20 protein-coding genes are annotated in these 19,544 nt (G+C 34.1%); 17 read left to right on the top strand and 3 right to left on the bottom strand.

Going from position 1 to position 19,544, the window contains the following annotated elements; all coding sequences use genetic code 11:
* Positions 1-118: 118 nt before the first annotated feature.
* Entirely contained in the window at positions 119-709 is a 591-nt protein-coding gene (locus Q7C23_RS23190; RefSeq protein ID WP_375034725.1) for a riboflavin synthase, read from the bottom strand.
* A gap of 57 nt (positions 710-766) precedes the next feature.
* Between Q7C23_RS23190 and pdxA the strand changes: the two genes are divergently transcribed.
* From pdxA to Q7C23_RS23125, 13 genes are all read left to right on the top strand, one after another.
* A complete protein-coding gene (gene pdxA / locus Q7C23_RS23185; protein WP_375034724.1) occupies positions 767-1,816 on the top strand; it encodes a 4-hydroxythreonine-4-phosphate dehydrogenase PdxA in 1,050 nt (349 codons plus the stop codon).
* A gap of 106 nt (positions 1,817-1,922) precedes the next feature.
* Positions 1,923-2,474, top strand: a complete 552-nt coding sequence (locus tag Q7C23_RS23180) for a DUF177 domain-containing protein (protein ID WP_194657472.1) — start codon at positions 1,923-1,925, stop codon at positions 2,472-2,474.
* Positions 2,475-2,483: 9 nt separating this feature from the next.
* Positions 2,484-2,678, top strand: coding sequence for a 50S ribosomal protein L32 (gene rpmF, locus Q7C23_RS23175; protein WP_007137315.1), 195 nt, complete (start codon positions 2,484-2,486; stop codon positions 2,676-2,678).
* Between the two features lie 173 nt (positions 2,679-2,851).
* Positions 2,852-3,850, top strand: a complete 999-nt coding sequence (locus Q7C23_RS23170) for a beta-ketoacyl-ACP synthase III (protein ID WP_375034723.1) — start codon at positions 2,852-2,854, stop codon at positions 3,848-3,850.
* Between the two features lie 23 nt (positions 3,851-3,873).
* Positions 3,874-4,362 carry an acetyl-CoA carboxylase biotin carboxyl carrier protein gene (accB, locus tag Q7C23_RS23165; RefSeq protein WP_375034721.1) on the top strand — a complete coding sequence of 163 codons (489 nt, stop codon included), beginning with the start codon at positions 3,874-3,876 and terminating at the stop codon, positions 4,360-4,362.
* Positions 4,363-4,465: 103 nt separating this feature from the next.
* Positions 4,466-5,812: an acetyl-CoA carboxylase biotin carboxylase subunit gene (gene accC / locus Q7C23_RS23160; protein WP_072969753.1), complete on the top strand. Its 1,347-nt coding sequence runs from the start codon at positions 4,466-4,468 to the stop codon at positions 5,810-5,812.
* A 297-nt stretch (positions 5,813-6,109) separates the two neighbouring features.
* Positions 6,110-6,406: a hypothetical protein gene (locus tag Q7C23_RS23155; RefSeq protein WP_375034720.1), complete on the top strand. Its 297-nt coding sequence runs from the start codon at positions 6,110-6,112 to the stop codon at positions 6,404-6,406.
* Between the two features lie 73 nt (positions 6,407-6,479).
* The gene (locus Q7C23_RS23150; RefSeq protein ID WP_375034719.1) at positions 6,480-6,776 is read left to right on the top strand and encodes a hypothetical protein; all 297 of its coding nucleotides are present in this window, start codon (positions 6,480-6,482) and stop codon (positions 6,774-6,776) included.
* 56 nt (positions 6,777-6,832) lie between these two features.
* Complete coding sequence (locus tag Q7C23_RS23145; protein WP_194657467.1) at positions 6,833-7,129, top strand: hypothetical protein; 297 nt, start codon at positions 6,833-6,835, stop codon at positions 7,127-7,129.
* A gap of 26 nt (positions 7,130-7,155) precedes the next feature.
* Complete coding sequence (locus Q7C23_RS23140; protein WP_375034718.1) at positions 7,156-7,446, top strand: hypothetical protein; 291 nt, start codon at positions 7,156-7,158, stop codon at positions 7,444-7,446.
* 18 nt (positions 7,447-7,464) lie between these two features.
* Positions 7,465-7,758: a hypothetical protein gene (locus Q7C23_RS23135; protein WP_375034717.1), complete on the top strand. Its 294-nt coding sequence runs from the start codon at positions 7,465-7,467 to the stop codon at positions 7,756-7,758.
* 14 nt (positions 7,759-7,772) lie between these two features.
* Positions 7,773-8,066 carry a hypothetical protein gene (locus Q7C23_RS23130; protein WP_375034716.1) on the top strand — a complete coding sequence of 98 codons (294 nt, stop codon included), beginning with the start codon at positions 7,773-7,775 and terminating at the stop codon, positions 8,064-8,066.
* Positions 8,067-8,193: 127 nt separating this feature from the next.
* Positions 8,194-9,549 carry a sigma-54-dependent transcriptional regulator gene (locus Q7C23_RS23125; protein WP_375034715.1) on the top strand — a complete coding sequence of 452 codons (1,356 nt, stop codon included), beginning with the start codon at positions 8,194-8,196 and terminating at the stop codon, positions 9,547-9,549.
* Here the strand turns inward: Q7C23_RS23125 and Q7C23_RS23120 are convergent.
* Together Q7C23_RS23120 and Q7C23_RS23115 are read right to left on the bottom strand one after the other, a co-directional pair.
* The gene (locus Q7C23_RS23120) at positions 9,546-11,981 is read right to left on the bottom strand and encodes a hybrid sensor histidine kinase/response regulator (protein ID WP_375034714.1); all 2,436 of its coding nucleotides are present in this window, start codon (positions 11,979-11,981) and stop codon (positions 9,546-9,548) included. The genes Q7C23_RS23125 and Q7C23_RS23120 overlap by 4 nt on opposite strands.
* Before the next feature lie 180 nt (positions 11,982-12,161).
* Complete coding sequence (locus Q7C23_RS23115; RefSeq protein ID WP_375034713.1) at positions 12,162-14,063, bottom strand: alpha/beta fold hydrolase; 1,902 nt, start codon at positions 14,061-14,063, stop codon at positions 12,162-12,164.
* A 425-nt stretch (positions 14,064-14,488) separates the two neighbouring features.
* Between Q7C23_RS23115 and Q7C23_RS23110 the strand changes: the two genes are divergently transcribed.
* From Q7C23_RS23110 to Q7C23_RS23095, 4 genes are all read left to right on the top strand, one after another.
* Positions 14,489-15,601, top strand: a complete 1,113-nt coding sequence (locus Q7C23_RS23110) for an NAD(P)/FAD-dependent oxidoreductase (protein ID WP_375034712.1) — start codon at positions 14,489-14,491, stop codon at positions 15,599-15,601.
* Positions 15,601-16,374: a monofunctional biosynthetic peptidoglycan transglycosylase gene (gene mtgA, locus Q7C23_RS23105; RefSeq protein WP_375034711.1), complete on the top strand. Its 774-nt coding sequence runs from the start codon at positions 15,601-15,603 to the stop codon at positions 16,372-16,374. The genes Q7C23_RS23110 and mtgA overlap by 1 nt, the downstream gene beginning before the upstream one ends.
* Complete coding sequence (locus Q7C23_RS23100) at positions 16,364-17,320, top strand: lipid A deacylase LpxR family protein (protein WP_375034710.1); 957 nt, start codon at positions 16,364-16,366, stop codon at positions 17,318-17,320. Before mtgA ends, Q7C23_RS23100 begins: the two co-directional genes overlap by 11 nt.
* Positions 17,321-18,056: 736 nt before the next feature.
* Positions 18,057-18,995 (top strand): hypothetical protein, encoded by a 939-nt coding sequence (locus Q7C23_RS23095; protein WP_375034709.1) that lies wholly within the window; start codon positions 18,057-18,059, stop codon positions 18,993-18,995.
* The last annotated feature ends 549 nt before the right edge of the window (positions 18,996-19,544 follow it).

The raw sequence follows: 19,544 nt of genomic DNA, 5'->3' as shown, positions 1-19,544 counted from the left end.
AAAAGGAGCAGAAAACTTTTAGCTTCTGCTCCTTTTAATTAACAATTTATTCGCGAAAAGACTTTTTCAGTGTCCTCGTATAAAACTGAAGCTTTTTTTTTATAAATAATTATTTGGGTTATTTGCTGATAGAATAAAGTCTTGAAATGTATTTGCCTACAACATCGAATTCTAAATTTATTTTAGTTCCTACTGAGAAATTTTTGAAATTTGTATTTTCAAAAGTGTAAGGTATTATGGAAACGCTAAATTCATTTGTTTTAGAATTTACAACGGTTAAACTAACACCGTTCACTGTAATTGAGCCTTTCTCTATAGTGATGTTGTTAAGGTTTTTGTCGTATTCAAAAGTGTAATTCCAGCTTCCGTTTGCTTCTTCGATTTTAATACAGGTCCCTGTTTGATCTACATGGCCTTGTACGATATGTCCGTCAAGACGATCGCCTAGCTTCATTCCTCTTTCCAGATTAACAATATCGCCGGTTTTCCAATCTCCAATATTTGTTTTTAAGATTGTTTCGTCAATAGCGGTTACGGTATAAAGTGAATCTTTTACAGCGACAACTGTTAAGCAGATTCCGTTATGAGAAACGCTTTGGTCAATCTTTAGTTCATTTGTAATAGAGGAGTCAACTGTGATGTGAAGATTATTTTGGTCTTTTTGTATTTCGTGAATCCTTCCAAGGGTTTCTATAATTCCTGTAAACATTGTTGTTTTATTTTACTAAATTTGCACATCAAAATTAGTAATAAATAATCTGAGCTCATGAATAAAAAAGCAGAAAATATAATTGTTGGAATTTCAGTTGGAGATTTAAACGGTATTGGAAGCGAAGTTATACTTAAAACATTCGAAGATTCTCGCATGTTAGAAATGTGCACGCCGGTTATTTTTGCAAACGCCAAAATACTTTCTTTCGTTAAAAAAAGTATGACTTCTACGATTCAGTTTCATGGAGTTGATAAATTAGATCAGGTTTTACCTGGTAAAGTGAATGTCTTTAATCTTTGGAAAGAAGGAGTTGATATTAGTTTAGGGACTAACGATGAGAAAATTGGAGAATATGCTATAAAATCTTTCGTGGCTGCCACTAAAGCTTTGAAAGAAGGAACAATTGATGTTTTGGTTACGGCTCCCATTAATAAATATAATATTCAGTCGGAAGAATTTAAATTTCCGGGACATACAGATTATTTAGATCAGGAATTGGAAGGTAATGCCTTGATGATGATGGTTCAGGATAATTTGAGAGTGGGTTTATTGACAGATCATGTTCCATTAAATGAGGTTTCTTCTCATTTGACAGAAGAGTTAATTACAAGAAAAATCGAAACAGTAAGAAAATCTTTGACTCAGGATTTTAGTATTGTAAAGCCAAAAATTGCTGTTTTAGGATTAAATCCGCATGCTGGTGATGGTGGAGTGATTGGAAAAGAAGATGATTTAGTTTTAAAGCCTGCCTTAAAGAAAATATTTGAAGCCGGAACGATGGTTTTTGGTCCTTTTCCTGCTGATGGCTTTTTTGGAAGCGGTCAATATGAAAAATACGATGCTATTGTAGCGACATATCATGATCAGGGATTGATTCCGTTTAAAACATTGTCTTTTGGAAAAGGAGTAAATTATACAGCGGGATTGAATAGAGTAAGAACATCGCCAGATCACGGTACAGCGTACGATATTGCTGGAAAAGACATGGCAGATTATAATTCATTCAAGGAGGCAGTTTATCTCGCGATTGATATTTTTCGTTCGCGTAATCAGTATGAGGAGATTAGCCAAAAACCTCTTAAAATAAAAGAAAAACAGTTATAAACAAAAAAAGGTGAATAAGATTATTAGTTTTATAATAATTTTATATCTTTGCACCCCAATTCAGGTATCTGAGTTTTAGATACGAATTGGTCAAATTGATGTTAAGATGAGCAAATCAAAAGAATTTTTAATTCCTTTCATAGGATTAAAGCTGGGAAAACACCATTTTGAGTATCAAATAAGTAACGCGTTCTTTGAGAACTTTGATTACGACGAATTTCAAAGTTCGGATATCAAAGTGAGTTTAGTTTTAGATAAGAAAAGCAACATGTTAGAGTTGGAATTCAAACACAAAGGAACAGTAAATGTGCCTTGTGATCTAACTGGCGAAGATTTTGATCTTCCTATAAAAGGGAAAATGAAATTAATTGTCCGTTTTGGAGATGAATTCAATAATGATAATGAAGAGTTGTTAATCTTGCCGCACGGAGAGCATGAAATAGATGTCGCACAATACATTTATGAAATGATTGCCCTTTCGGTACCGCTAAAACGAGTTCATCCAGGAGTTAAAGACGGGAGTTTACAAACGGAAGCTTTAAAAAAACTGAATGAACTGACTGTGAAAGAAGTCAAAGAAGAGAAAAAAGAGAGTAAAAAAGAAGAAGATATTGACCCGCGTTGGGACAAATTAAAGCAACTATTAACGGATAAATAATATAGTAAAATGGCACATCCTAAGAGAAAAATCTCGAAAACAAGAAGAGATAAGAGAAGAACACATTATAAAGCTACTGTAGCTCAAATCGCTACATGTCCTATTACTGGAGAAGCACATTTATACCACAGAGCTTACTGGCATGAAGGTAAAATGTATTACAGAGGGCAAGTTGTTATCGATAAATCTGTAGCGGTTGCTTAATACGTTTTTGTAAATTATACTAGAACTCTCACATAGTGAGAGTTTTTTTTGTTGGTTATAATTTTCTTTTTTTAAGAAATTATCTACAAATTAATTTCGTTTTTTTTTGTAATTTTCAAGTCTTTTAAAAATTTTTCAAATATGCTGTATTTGAAAAGAAATAATAAAATATAATGAATACAATCACAGCCGCAATTACCGCTGTTGGAGCCTATGTTCCGGACTTTGTTCTTTCAAACAAAGTGTTGGAAACTATGGTCGATACTAATGACGAATGGATCACTACTCGTACCGGAATTAAAGAAAGAAGAATTCTTAAAGATGCTGATAAAGGAACATCGTTTCTTGCTATAAAAGCAGCACAGGATTTAATAGCAAAAGCTAAGATCGATCCTTCAGAGATTGATATGGTTATAATGGCGACAGCTACTGCAGATATGCCGGTGGCCTCTACTGGAGTTTATGTTGCAACTGAAATTGGAGCTACTAATGCATTTGCATACGATTTGCAGGCGGCATGTTCAAGTTTCTTATACGGAATGTCAACTGCTGCAGCTTATATACAGTCAGGACGTTACAAAAAAGTTTTATTAATTGGTGCCGATAAAATGTCATCAATTGTAGATTACACAGACAGATCTACTTGTATTATTTTTGGAGATGGAGCAGGTGCTGTTTTATTCGAACCAAATTATGAAGGCTTAGGTTTACAAGATGAGTACTTAAGAAGTGATGGTGTAGGACGCGATTTTCTTAAAATTTCTGCAGGAGGTTCTTTAATCCCAACTACAGCAGAAACTGTTCAAAACAGACAACACAATATTATTCAGGACGGAAAAACCGTTTTTAAATATGCTGTAACTAATATGGCTGATGCTAGTGAATTAATTGTTAAAAGAAACAATTTGACTAATGAAGATGTTGACTGGTTAGTACCACATCAGGCAAATAAGCGTATTATTGATGCTACTGCAAGCAGAATGAATCTTGAAGAGTCTAAAGTATTAATGAATATTGAAAAATATGGTAATACAACTTCAGCAACTTTGCCATTAGTATTAAGTGATTTTGAACACAAATTCAAAAAAGGAGATAATATTATTTTAGCCGCTTTTGGTGGTGGATTCACTTGGGGATCTATTTACCTGAAATGGGCTTACGATACAAAATAAATTAAAACTAAAAACGAATCATTATGGATTTAAAAGAAATTCAAAACCTAATCAAATTTGTAGCAAATTCGGGAGTTGCAGAAGTAAAGTTGGAAATGGATGATGTAAAAATCACAATCAGAACAACTTTAGAAGGAAACGTAACGGAAACTACTTATGTACAGCAACTGCCAGCTCAGGCTGCATTGCCACAAGCTGTTGTTCCTCAACAAGCAGCTCCAGCTGTTGTTAATATAACGAGTGAGGCATCTGTTCCGGCTGAAGATTCTAAATTTATTACTATTAAATCTCCAATTATTGGAACTTTCTACAGAAAACCGTCTCCAGACAAACCAGTTTTCACTGAAGTAGGAAGCACTATCGCAAAAGGAGATGTTCTTTGTGTAATTGAAGCAATGAAATTATTCAACGAAATCGAATCAGAAGTTTCAGGTAAAATTGTAAAAATTCTTGTTGACGATATGTCTCCTGTAGAATTTGATCAACCTTTATTCTTAGTAGATCCATCATAAAAAATTTAGATTTTAGATTTTAGATTTTAGATTGATTTGCAATTTGTTAATCATCTAAAATTATCTAATGATCAAACTTGTCTAATTATCTAATTAAAATAAGATGTTTAAAAAAATATTAATTGCGAATAGAGGAGAAATTGCACTTCGTGTAATTCGTACATGTAAGGAAATGGGAATTAAGACTGTAGCGGTTTACTCTACAGCTGATGCAGAAAGTCTACATGTAAAGTTTGCTGACGAAGCGGTTTGTATCGGACCTCCTCCGAGTAACTTATCGTATTTGAAAATGTCAAATATTATTGCTGCTGCAGAAATTACAAATGCAGACGCAATTCATCCAGGATATGGATTTCTTTCAGAGAATGCTAAATTCTCTAAAATTTGTCAAGAGCATGGAATCAAATTTATTGGTGCCGCTCCTGAAATGATTGATAGAATGGGAGACAAAGCTTCTGCAAAAGCTACAATGAAAGCTGCAGGAGTTCCATGTGTACCAGGTTCTGACGGATTATTAGAATCTTTCGAACAAACACAAAAATTGGCTAAAGAATTTGGTTACCCGGTTATGCTTAAAGCTACTGCTGGTGGTGGTGGAAAAGGAATGCGTGCCGTTTGGAAAGAAGAGGAATTATTGAAAGCATGGGAAAGTGCACGTCAGGAAGCTGCTGCTGCATTTGGAAATGACGGAATGTACATGGAGAAACTTATTGAAGAACCACGTCATATCGAAATTCAGGTTGTTGGAGATTCATACGGAAAAGCATGTCACCTTTCTGAAAGAGACTGTTCAGTACAACGTCGTCACCAAAAATTAACTGAAGAAACACCTTCGCCTTTCATGACAGACGAATTGCGTACTGCAATGGGAGAAGCTGCTGTAAAAGCGGCTGAATTCATTAAGTACGAAGGAGCCGGAACGGTAGAATTTCTTGTAGATAAACACAGAAATTTCTATTTCATGGAAATGAACACTCGTATTCAGGTTGAGCACCCAATCACAGAACAAGTTATTGATTATGATTTGATTCGTGAGCAAATTATGGTAGCTGCCGGAATTCCAATTTCAGGAAAAAACTATTTACCACAATTACACGCTATTGAATGTCGTATTAATGCTGAAGATCCTTATAATGATTTTCGCCCTTCACCAGGAAAAATTACTACACTTCATATGCCAGGAGGACACGGAGTTCGTTTAGATACTCACGTTTACTCAGGTTACAGTATTCCGCCAAACTACGATTCAATGATTGCTAAGTTAATTACAACGGCACAATCTCGTGAAGAAGCGATTAGCAAAATGCGAAGAGCTTTAGATGAATTCGTAATTGAAGGTGTGAAAACTACAATACCTTTTCATAGACAATTAATGGATGATCCAAGATATATTGCAGGAGATTATACAACTGCATTTATGGATACTTTTAAAATGAATCCAATCGAATAATTATAAAGGCTGTCAATTTTGGCAGCCTTTTTTATTTTACATCATACTTTAAATCCGATAGATTTTTAAAATTTGTCGGATTTTCTTGTTTTAAATACTTTAGTAAACACTAAAAGTGTATACTTTTTACACACTCTTTTTTGAAATTACACACTTTTTTGAATTTATAAATTGTGGCACAAATAGCGTAAGGCCTTTAAAAATAAGGATTTATGCAGTTTGGGTCTTTATGTTTGGCTTACGGCATAATAATTTCATTATCTAAAGCGTAAACAACTATTAAACTAAATATACATTATGAAAAATTTATTCTTATCAGCCGCTATTGTTTTGGGAAGTTTATCTTCATTCGCTGCTACAGCTCCAATGACAAATTCTATTATAAAAACGATTTCAATTCAGGATGATTATACTGAAATTAAATTAGAAGAAGTACCAGCTCCAATAACGGAAGCTTTGAAAAAATCATTTCCGGATGCAGTACTTTCTAAAGCCTATAAAAATGCTAAATCTGAATACAAACTAGATGTGACTGTAGGAGAAAAAGTAGGTTCTCTTTACGCTAATGCTGACGGAACCTGGATTAAAAAATAATTAAAATAAGATGCTATGTTTATTCAGATAGCAAACACTAAAATTAAAATACGAATACTAAAATACAACTATTATGAAAAATCTATTTTTATCAGCCGCAATCGTTTTGGGAGGTTTAACATCATTTGCTTCAACTTCACCCATTTCAAATACAATCGTAAAAACAGTTTCTATTCAGGACGAATATACAGAAATTAAAGTGGTAGAATTACCAACTGCTGTTACTGATGCGCTTAAAAAAGCATACCCGGATGCAGTACTTACTAAAGCATATAAAAATGCAAAATCAGAATATAAATTAGACGTTACTGTAGGAGACAAGGTAGGTTCTCTTTATGCCAACGCAGATGGATCTTGGATTAAAAAATAATCCATAGCGATTCCGTTTAAATTTTAAATATTATACACACCATTAAATTAAATATCATGAAAAATTTATTTTTATCAGCCGCAATCGTTTTGGGAGGTTTAACATCATTTGCTTCAACTTCACCCATTTCAAACACAATCGTAAAAACAATTTCAATTCAGGACGAGTATACTGAAGTTAAGTTAGAAGAAGTTCCAGCCGCAGTAACAGGTGCGCTTAAAAAAGCATATCCCGATGCAATTCTTTCTAAAGCCTATAAAAATGCTGCTTCTCAATATAAATTAGAAGTTACAGTAGGAGACAAAGTTGGAGCACTTTATGCTAACGCAGACGGATCTTGGGTTAAAAAATAATCATTAACTACTAAAAAACTATCAGTATGAAAAAGTTAATCTTATCGGCAGCAATCCTGTTGGGAGGGCTGTCAATGCAGGCAGGAGTTATTGATATGAAAAATACAATAACAGAATCAGTAAAATTTCAGGACGAGTATAAAGAAGTTGATGCTGTTCCGGCAGCTATTAAAACAGCTTTAGACAATGCTTATCCAGGCGTTAAACTTGATAAAGCATATGTAAACGAGAAAAAAGAGTACAAAATCGAGATTACTGTAAGAGGTGAAAAATCGACTGTTTACACTGATGCAACAGGAAACATCATTAAAAAGTAACCATAAAAACCCCATAATATGAAAAAGTTAATTTTATCGACAGCTATCCTTTTAGGAGGTTTGTCAATGACTGCAGCAACTCCGGTTGTTACGAATTCAATTATTTCAGTAAATATTCAGGATGAGTATACTGAGATTAAAGAAGATGCTGTTCCAGCCGCAGTAAAATCAACAATTGAAAAATCGTTTGTAGGTTCAAAACTGGAAAAAGCATGGAAAAATGCTAAGGACGAATACAAACTTGAAATTTCTAAAGAAGGTAAGAAATATACTTTTTTTACTGATGCTTCAGGAAACATCATTAAAAAATAATTAAAAAGAACATTATGAAAAAGTTAATCTTATCAGCAGCAATAATTTTGGGAAGTTTATCAATACATGCAACAACTACAGAAGCTGAAGCTGTGAAGATTGCTGTCAATGTTCAGGATGAATACAAAGAAGTTGCTATAGATGCAGTTCCGGCTGTAATAAAAACAGCTTTAGAAACAGCTTATCCTGGCGCAAAGCTAGTGAAAGCTTATACAAATGAAAAAAAAGAGTATAAACTCGAAATATCAGTTGGTGACCAAAAGGCTACTGTTTATTCAGATGTCAATGGCAATTGGTTGAAAATATAATTAGGTGAATTAGATTTATGTTTTTGGTAAAAAAGAGGTTGCGACGTGCAATCTCTTTTTTTTTGCATAATTTTATGAAAATACAACTTTAATAGTATTATTTTAGCAAAAAAGACCCTAAAAACAGATGTCAAAGATATTACTGATAGAAGATGATATTTCGTTTTGCAAATTATTAGAGAAATTTCTAGTAAAAAAAGCATACGATGTAACCGTTGCTTTCTCGGCAGAAGAAGCCCGATTGGCAATGAAAAAAGAATCTTTCGATTTGATTCTGACAGATCTGCGTTTGCCAGATTCTGATGGCATTGGACTTATGTCTGAATTTAAAACAGCTTATCCTGAAATTCCTGTTATCCTTATGACTGGTTATTCAGATGTCAATACTGCGGTTAAGGCCATTAAAAATGGTGCAGCCGATTATATCTCGAAACCTTTTAATCCTGATGAGGTTTTATTGGTCATTACAAATGCTTTGAAAAATTCTGAAGCAGAAGAAATACCAGCAAAAGAAAAAAAAGCCCCAAAAAAGAAAGAAACAACTTCTTCTGAAAATGAATTTGTCAGAGGTATTTCTGTCGCCTCCAAAAAATTATTAGATCACATTCATTTGGTTAGTCCAACAGATATGTCTGTATTAATTATTGGCGAAAGCGGAACAGGAAAAGAAATCATTGCTAAAAGTATTCATCAGCAAAGTACGCGTAAAAATAATAATTTTATTGCCGTTGATTGTGGTGCTATTCCGAAGGAGTTGGCAGCAAGCGAATTTTTCGGACATTTAAAAGGATCTTTCACAGGAGCCATTAGCGACAAGATGGGTTATTTTGAAGCTGCAAATGACGGAACTTTATTTTTAGATGAAATAGGAAATCTTTCTTATGAAAATCAAATTCAGCTGTTGAGAGCACTGCAGGAACGAAAAATAAAGCCTGTTGGAAGCAATAAGGAAATTAACGTCGATATCCGCATCATAACAGCTACAAATGAAGATTTACGCGAGGCAGTAAAAAACGGCGATTTTAGAGAAGATTTATACCATAGAATCAATGAATTCTCTATTCTGTCTCCTTCATTAAAAGACAGGGAAGAAGATTTAATGGTTTTTGCTGATTACTTTCTTGAAAAAGCCAATCAACAATTAAATAAAGAAATTATCGGTTTTTCTCCGGAAGTGGTTGCGATCTTTCAAAACTACAATTGGCCAGGGAATTTGCGTGAATTGCAAAACTGTGTTAAACGCGCCACACTTTTATCTCGTGGAGATTATATTGAGAGTGATGTTTTACCTGCTGAGTTTTTTCAGGTTCAAAAAACGAATCAGCAAAACTCAAATGAGACTTTTTCATTGTCTGAAAATGAAAAAGAAACTATTATTCACGCTCTTTCAAGAACTCAAAATAACAAATCGGAAGCCGCAAAATTGTTGAAAATTACCAGAAAGACACTTTATAATAAGCTAAAGCAATATAACATAGACTAAACAATGTCTTTTTGAAGTGCTTTAAAAAGTGAGTCAGTTTTAGCCTTTAAAGCTTTGAAAATGTCTTTCAAATCAGAAATTTCAAAATCATTTTTATCCAAAACTTTTAAAATGCCACCAATTTCATATGCTTCAATTTGATTGAACATTGGAGCAATTCGATGTGCAATAGCATTTATTTCTGAGACATTTTCTTCTGTAACAGCACTTTCTAAATGAGTCAAATTTTCATTGGTACTTTCAATAAATGATTTTAAAACTTCTTTTAAAGCCTCATCATCGTTACCTAAAAAATCTTTCAAAGTTTCTAACGAATAAGATTTTGTAGCGATTTTTTGTTCACTGTCGTTAATTTCAACTGTTGGCAAAGTGTCGTTTTCTAAAATAAGATGTATGGTTTCCAGCAATATTTTTGGCGAATATGGTTTTTTTACCACAGTTGTAAAACCAGCTTTTGCATAAACCGAAGCATCCAAGTCAGTTCTTCCGGTTAAGGCAATTACCGGTTGATTTTTGTAAATAGCGGTATTTTTAAGTTTTTGAAGAAACATAAAACCATCCATTTCCGGCATTTGGATATCGGTAATGATAAAATCAAAATTGGTTTTCTGAATCGCTTCCAAAGCTTTACTCGCATTATTGAAAGATAATACCTGATGGTTTTCCTGTCTTAAAACGCCACTCGTTAAATTTAGAAGGTTAATATCGTCATCAATCACAAGAAAAGTTTGTTTTTGAGTGTTACGAACAATGGGTTTTTTAGTTTCAGGAAGTGAATTTATACTTGTGTCAAATAACAACGGAAGTTGTATTTCAAAAGTACTTCCTTTTCCAAAAGTACTTTCAAGTGCTAAAGTTCCACCCAAAATCGATATTATTTTCTGACAGATTGATAATCCCAAACCAGTACCACCGTATTTCTTTTCGATGCCTTCATTAGCCTGAGCAAATTCTTCAAAAACCAATTTCTGGTTTCCTTTTTCAATTCCAATTCCGCTATCTTCAATTGTAATGGTGAAAAATTGATCATTTTCACTTAAGAAAGCGCTGATTCGAATGAAACCTTCTTCAGTAAATTTATAAGCATTGCCTATAATATTACTTAGGATTTGTTTCAGACGAAACGGATCACCAACAATTTTGGTGTGCAGTTTTTCATCAACATTAATAATAAGCTCAATGTTTTTTTGCTTGTAAACGGTTTGAATACTTTTGGCAACTTCATCAATAATTTCAGGTAAAGAAAATGGAACTTTTTCAATTGTGATTTTTCCAGCTTCAATCTTCGAAAAATCCAGTAAATCCTGAACCAGTTGCGTAATATATTCAGATGAATTTTTAATGTTTTTAATGAAATAAGATTGTTTTGTATTCACATCAGAATTGCCCAATAGTTCTGAATAGCCGACAATGGTACTCAAAGGTGTTTTTAAATCGTGACTTACTGTCGAAATTAATTGTTCACGGCTTTTAAGCAGGTTTTTTGTTTTGAAGTTCGCAATCTCAAGCTGTCGTTTATAGACTTGCGACTTCGAATAATCGCTGACAATTAAAATCGAGAAAAACAGCGTCAACACCAAACCAATAATCGCTGATGCTGTAACAATTTCATTGACTTTTTTAAGGGATTTTTCCTTTAGGGAATTGTTTTTTATGGAGTTGATGATAATCTCCCGCTCAATAATACGAAGTACTTTTCGGAGTTGTTCTGAAATCGCGATTTCATTTTTCAGTAATTTGTTTTCCTGAAAATTCAATGATTCTTTTTTCTTTTCAGCTCTTTGTTTTACAGAACTCAAAAGCTTTTTTGAATTGGCCAAAATAGAATCAGAAGCTTGTTTGCTCAAAGTATTGGTACTGTCATCGGGAATATTCTGATTGAGATAGTCAACATATTGCTGAAGTACATTTTTTTGATAACTCCCTAACTGATTTGGGTTTTTGGTGAAATCCTGAAGCTCTAATTTTCGGAGTTTAAACTCCATTTTGGTAATTTCATCAATGGCAGAATTTACCGAAACTTCGTCATCGGCTTTATTTTTTATTGTTTTTAATTGCTGAATATTTTTGGTCTTTTCAGACAAATAATAATTGACACTATCCAGCAGTGTTTTCTGATATTGTGTAGTAACAATTTGTTTTAAAGTATCAATTCTCGAACGTAAAGAATCGGTTTCAATAAGATAACTTTTAAAGTCACTCTCAGAGTTGGTCTGAATTGTTTTTCGGGCTAAACTTTCTGTTTTGTAGACATTCGAAAATAATTTGCTGACTCTTAAAATCTTGGTTTTTTCGAAGGCAATTTTATCTTCCAGCTTGTTATAAACCACATTTTCAGAATATAAAAACCATCCCACTGTCACAACCAAAGCGAGTAATGCAACATAGCTGAAAAGCACTTTGATAGCTGTGTAACTTCTTTTACTCTCCATAGATTGTTATTGTTGGGATTGGGGTATTTTTCAATCCGAATTCCCCGCAATTTATTCAAAAAAAACTGTTTAAAAAAGGGAAACAAAGTGAATCTGTTACATAATTCAAAGGTCTGAAAAATAAAATAGCCGCAAATTATATAACAATTTGCGGCTATTAAATATTTATGTGGGTTTAACTTATAGTGTTTCGCTCAGCCATTTAAAAAATTCACCTTGCCAAACCTGAGCATTTTGTGGTTTTAGAACCCAGTGATTCTCATCAGGGAAATAAACAAATCTACTTTTAAGACCTCTTAATTGAGCGGCCTGAAAAGCTTCTTGTCCCTGTCCGATTGGCACACGGTAATCTTTTCCTCCCTGAAAGATTAAGATTGGTTTGTTCCAGTTTTGAACTAAAGTTGCAGGATTAAATGTTGTGTAAGCTTTTTGAGCAACAGCATTGTCTTTTTCCCAATAAGCTCCGCCAAAATCCCAGTTGTTAAAGAAAACTTCTTCTGTAGTTCCTAACATACTTACAGTATTGAAAACACCATCGTGAGCGATAAATGTTTTGAAACGGTTGTTGTGAATTCCAGCTAAATAAAATACGGAGTATCCACCATAACTTGCACCAACGCAACCTAAACGGCTTTTATCAACATAGCTTTCTTTGGCAACATCATCAATAGCAGAAAGGTAATCGTCCATAACTTGTCCGCCCCAGTCTTTACTAATTTTCTCGTTCCATTCAACTCCATGTCCTGGCATACCGCGACGGTTTGGAGCTACAACTACATAACCTTTGGCGGCCATTAAAGAGAAATTCCAACGGAAAGAATACGATTGTGTCAACGCAGATTGTGGTCCACCTTGGCAGAATAACAAGGTTGGGTATTTTTTTGTTGCATCAAAATTGGGAGGTAAAATTACCCAAACCAACATTTTTTTACCGTCAGTTGTCGTAACATAACGTTTCTCCGTTTTGCTTAACACTAATGTTTTGTATGTATCTGTATTTACATTTGAAAGTTGTTTCCAGGTATTTTTCTTCAAATTAAAAGAATAAATCTCCGGAGCATGATTCATGTCATTTTTTGTTACGATGATATCATCGCCAGCGAAACCTACTAAATCATTTACGTCAAAATCACCTTTGGTAATTTGGCGAACCTGAATGGCAATTCTTGTCAATCCCGGAAAGTTTACTACAAAAAGTTGTTTTGTACCGTCAACTGGTGCTACAAAATAAACGTTTTTACCATCTTTACTCCATATAAAATTATCTACAGTTCCGTCCCAATTTGCAGTTAAGTTGGTTTTGATTCCTTTAAACTCAACAATAATATCATTTTTGTCCGCTTCGTAACCATCACGTTTCATTTGCAACCACGTTAAATTTCCTGTTGGAGAAAATTGCGGTGCTGTATCGTAACCTAAATTATCTTCGGTTCTGTTGATTGTTTTTTGAGTCTCTAAATTGTATTCGTAAATATTCGTGTTTGTAGAAATTGCATAATCAGTTCCTGCTTTTTTCTTGCAAACATATAAGATGCTTTTTCCGTCAGGAGACCAGATATAATCTTCGTCGCCACCAAAAGGTTTTTGCGGAGAATCAAAGTTCTCTCCTTTTAAGATGTCAATTCCTGCAGCACCTTCTTTGTTTTCTTTATAAAAAACGTGATTGAATTTCCCTTCGTTCCAGGTATCCCAATGACGGTAATCCAAACCATCATAAATTTGAGCATCTGATTTGTCAAGGCTCGGATAGAAATCTTTTCCTAAAACCTTTTCCAATTTAACTTCTTCATTGTACACTAAAAATTTTCCGTCTGGCGAAACATTTTTATCCGCCAAAACATCTTTAGTATCTTTAATTTCAGTTGCAGTTCCCCCATTTACAGGCAGGATGTAAAATTTTGAAGAGGATTTGTTTTCTTCTACTGAAGGAGTAGAAACTTTAAAAACAACATTTTTTTCATCTTTTGAAAGTCCAAGTGCTGTCACTCTTCCTAATTTCCATAACAATTCTGGTGACATCACATTCTGTCCGATAGCGTTTAAACTCATCATTATTAAGGTTGTAAATAATACTTTTTTCATAATAAAATTCTAATATTCGTGGGGCTAAAAATACAACTTTTAAATTCCAAATAGTTAAATTCCAAATCCCAAAAAATGTTAAAAATCCCAAAGCTTATACTAAATTTTTTCCGCCACGAATTCACGAATTATTTTTTCACGCAGATATTTAAAAAGATTTGAGCAGATTCACACAGATTTTTTTATTAAATCAAATAAAATCTGCAAAATCTGTGGGAGACAAGTTTTAAAAGTTATTCACGAATTACCCGAATTTTCATTAATTAAATTTGTGCTAAAAAACAAAGCCACTAATTCACGATTTTTTTTGATAATCTTTGAAAATGAAAATTCGTGAATTCGTGGGGATTGAAAGTAAAGTTTTAAATTTATTTCCTAAATTGGAATTTGGAATTTAATAGATTGGAATTTAATTTAAGACAAAGATGGAATTAAGTTATTGGGAACTTAAAAATTGGTTCGCGAATGTTGATTATACTATTGTAGGAAGCGGTATTGTAGGTTTACACGCTGCATTGCGCTTGCGCGAAAGATTTCCAACGGCTAAAATTCTGGTTTTAGAAAAAGGAATGCTGCCACAAGGCGCGAGTACAAAGAATGCTGGTTTTGCCTGTTTCGGGAGTATTTCTGAAATTATGGAAGATCTTAAAACACATACAGAAGAAGATGTGATTGCATTGATTGAAAAACGTTGGCAGGGTTTGCAGTTACTCCGAAAAAGATTGGGAGATGCTGCAATAGATTTTAAACCTCATGGGGGATACGAACTTTTTTTGAAAGAGGATGAAAGAGGATTTAATGAATGTGTCGCGCGATTGCCTTTTATCAATGAAATTTTAAAACCACTTTTTAAGGCCGATGTTTTTACCAAAGAAGTGGACCGATTTGGTTTTGAAAACATTCAGGAATATTTAATTTTTAATCCGTTTGAGGCGCAGATTGATACTGGCAATATGATGCAGGAATTGTTGAAACAAGCCGTTGCTGCTGATATTTTAATTTTGAATCAGCAAATCGTAACGGGATATGCAGATTTAGGAAGCCAGGTTGAAATTGCATTGAATGACTTTAGTTTTACTTCAAAAAAGATATTGTTTGCAACAAATGGATTTGCCAATACGTTAACAAAAGGAGCGGTACAACCGGCGAGAGCACAGGTTTTAATTACAGAACCAATCCCAAATTTAGATATTCGGGGCACTTTTCATCTGGATCGCGGATATTATTATTTCAGAAATATAGGTGATAGAATCCTGTTGGGTGGTGGTCGAAACTTAGATTTTGAAACAGAAAATACCACCGAATTTGGTCAAACCAAAATTGTGCAAAATAAGTTGGAAGATTTGCTGAAAAATGTAATTTTACCAAATCAGGAATTCCAGATTGCGCACCGTTGGAGTGGCATTATGGGAGTAGGAAATAGTAAAAAACCTGTTGTATCTCAACTGTCTGAAAACGTGTTTTGTGGAGTGCGTTTAGGCGGAATGGGCGTCGCAATAGGAAGTTTAATAGGAACAGAATTAGCAGATTTAATATAATGGCAGCAACCAAGAAACCAGCACCAAAAAAAACAGCCGCAAGCAAAACAAAACCAGTCGCGAAAAAGAAAACCAATCGCACGTTTGGCGAGAAGGTAAAATGGTTTTTTATAAAATTGTTTTTATGGTTTTTCGGACTTTCGATCGGATCCGTTATATTTTTTAAATATGTGCCGGTACCGTTTACACCTTTAATGCTGATTCGTGCTATTGAAAATAAAATGGCAGGTAAAGAAGTATATTTTGATCATGATTGGGAACCAATTGATAAAATTTCGATGAATCTTCAAAAAGCGGTGATTGCCAGTGAAGACGGAACTTTTTTATATCACAATGGTTTCGATTTCAAGGCCCTTCAAAAAGCCTATAAAAGCAACGAACGTGGACGCCGAATTCGTGGCGGAAGTACGATTTCGCAACAAACCGCCAAAAATGTATTTTTATGGCAGGGGAAAAGTTATTTCCGTAAAGGTTTGGAAGCTTATTTTACCGTTTTAATCGAGATTATTTGGGGCAAGGAACGCATCATGGAAGTTTATCTAAATAGTATCGAAATGGGGGATGGTGTTTATGGCGCTTATGCTGCTACAGAACATTGGTACCGCCGTGATGCTTCGAGTTTAACACAAATGCAGGCTGCAGGAATTGCCGCAATACTGCCTAACCCAAGAAAATTTAAAGCAACGGGATCTTCAAGTTATATCAATCGACGTAAAGAGCGAATTGTTCGTGAAATGCGTGCGGTTGGAAAAATAAATTATAATGCGAAGTAAAAAAGCCTTATTTACGCTCTTTCTATTAACCACAGCTTTGGGTTTTGGTCAGTCAAAAACAAAAGAATTTGGTTTTATTACAGACAATGATTTATATACCTCGTCTAAAAACGATATGTATTATACGAATGGATTAGAGTTTTTTTTTCGATATCTGTCGAAGAACGAAAACGAAAAAATCAATAAAAAGATTACCGAATTTCGTGTTGGACAATACATTTACAATCCAAGATTTATTAATGAAACGGCTGTTGATATTAACGATCGTCCTTTTACCGGTTATCTTTTTGCCGAAGCCGGACGTAGTTTTTTCTACAACAGCGAATCGGTTTTGAAGACCGATTTTCAAGTGGGTTATATGGGGCCGAATGCTTTTGGCCGCGAAACACAGGAAAGTTTTCATCATATCATTGGGTATAAAAAGGTGTATGGCTGGGAAAACCAACTTCATAATGCACTTGCTGTCCAGGCACATGTGATGTATTCGAAGAAATTATTTCCAGGCAAGCACAACGATTTTGTAGATCTTCATTTTCAGTCTGAAGCTAATTTGGGGACTGTTTTTGACGGTGTTGCTACAGGATTTTTAGCCCGATTTGGTTTTAAAAAATTGCTTCCTGTATACGATTCTAATTTGCACGACGCTTCTGTGAGCTCTCAACCGCAGTTTAATGTCAGAGAATTTTACTTTTATGCCATGCCAAGCATCAATTACCAATTTTACGACGCCACTATCGAAGGCACTATGTTCAGTGACACCAGTCCGGTAACTTTTGAGTTGGAACCGCTTCGTTTCAACGCCGAGGCCGGTTTAAAATACCGCCACAATAATTTCAATATTTCTTATTCTTTTCTGTACCGTGGCCGTGAATTGAGAGATCCTGAAACGAATACCAATTCTGGTTATTTTTATGGGTCGATTCGATTGGGGTTTTTGATTAAGTAGGTTTTTATTGCGAACGTTTTTTTAACCGCAAAGTACACAATGAGGTTACACAAAGAGCGCTAAGGTTTGTTTTTGATGAGAGGTCGGAAAGTTGTCGGAAAGTTTGTCATCGTGACGAAGGAAGGACCACACAAGAAGCTCGACAAAGTGACGTCTAAGTTCAATATTATGAAAAAGAATTATTCTTTTGCTCTCATTGCATTCACTCAAGCTTCAGCCACGCACAAACACAAAGTTATCTCCCATTTTAAATCGAGGGTTAGCTATTGAAAAAATAATAGTTGCAATAGCTTTGTTATTTGTTTAATTTATGCCAACGATTATTGCATAGAATAAAAAAACTCAAAGATTTGAACATTTAACTACGAACTCAATCCACAATCCAACTCAAACATCTTATTAAAACAAAAACGGCTAATCTGAGCCCGATTGGATCCGCTATATCTTTTTCTTCCGCCTATAGCGGAAGAAAAAGATATAGCGGACAGCGGGACAGATCGTCTTTTGAAAATAAATCTTTTGCTCCTCAATAAAATTATAAATCGGATACTTTTTGTCTGAAATAAAAATGAGTTTCCTGATGAAACATTTGTTTTGTTGGAGTAAACTTTTTTAGAAAATAACCACAAACCAAAGCAATTTCGGTGTAATATTTTTTTTTCAAACTATTACGTGAAGCCGTAATCAAAGTGTTGCTTTTAATAATACATTTACTCCATTAACTAAAAAACTATATATGAAAAAAACAATTTTGGGGTTAGTCCTATTTTTAAGTCTTGTAGGTTGTTCAAGTGACGATTCAGATTCAACAGGAAATGCAGAAGCTAAAGAAGCGAATATAAAAATTGGCTTTGTAAATCCTAAAACAAAAATTACAGGAAAAGATGTTTTGAGAAATACTCTGCCTGTTGAAATACAAAGTGTAATTGTTACTTCTGTTAACGAAGGAGTTTCTTATACTAATGTGTTTAATTTAGTTGAAAATGGTACACAGGGAGCAGAGAGCGATTTTATTTTAAGAAATTTAAAAACTGGAGCTTCTGATTTTACGGTTATGACCACAACAAGTATAGAATACAAAAACTGGCGTTTTAGCATACCAGTTATTGAAGATGAAAATGAATCTTTAAATTCTATATCTCAAAGACTTATGAATACCACACCTTCTGTTATTTATAAATCTAAGCAGACCGTTAGTAGAAATGTTGTAGCTGGTGATAATGACGCTATTCAATTTGAATTAGAGGCAGTAAATGGAAGAGTGATTTCATTATTTCAGTTTGCCGAAGACTTAAAAGGAAAAGGATATACTGCGAAGTTATCAACCGGACAATTAATTATTAACGAGAATACGCAATTAAATTCAATAATTCCTCCAACTGTTTTCACAAGTGAACAAGTTGTGAGCGATTATGTATGTTCAGGCAATACAGATGGTAATGGTTACTATTGGACGACTACTGCCGGAAATGCAAGAACTTATAGAGTAGAGGTTTATGCTGCTGATGGTGAATTGGTAAAAATCACAGAATTTCAGGTACCATATGTTAATGGTGTTTCACTTAATAACCTTTACACTATAACTTCTGACGGAATGTTAGATCAATCGAGTACACAATCTACTTTTGTGATCACAGAGTTGAGTAATCTTCCATTTGTTCCAGTGGAAAAATAGTTTTTAATTCAAGATTATAAAAAAACCGTATTACAATTGAGTAATACGGTTTTTTATTTTTCAGGAGCAGAAGTTTTGTTTTTAAAAGACGACTGGTCCCGCTATCCTTCCAATCTTTTATGCTGAACCCAGCACAAAAGGATTTCCAGTCCTATCGGGGCTTAGATTAGAAGGGTTTGTTTTCGTGAGATTCAGTATTTTCGATAAAAAAACCGTATTACAATTAGGTAATACGGTTTTTTGTGGAGAATATTGTCCCAATGCATCGGGAGAACCGGTCACCGTCCCGATGTATCGGGATACTCTAGCTCTTTGTTTCGATTAAGTTCTCGATGTATTTTCGGCTTTTCATTTTTTTGATTTGTAATTCTCTTTGAGAGGCTTCGCTTCTAGTTTGAAAAGTTTCAAAATATTTAATTCCCAGTCCTTAGCTACTTTTGTGTATTTGCTTCTACTATTTAAGTGGTCTTGTAATGGATCAAGCACAAAACCTGGGGAGGAAATGTCAAAATAAAATAAGAAATTTGCAATCTAAGAATTTGAGATGAC

Origin of the sequence: Flavobacterium sp. LAR06 (assembly GCF_041946075.1) — a bacterium.
Taxonomy (GTDB): Bacteria; Bacteroidota; Bacteroidia; order Flavobacteriales; family Flavobacteriaceae; genus Flavobacterium.
Note: the sequence above shows the minus strand (reverse complement) of the source record. Positions and strands in the feature narration are given on the sequence as shown.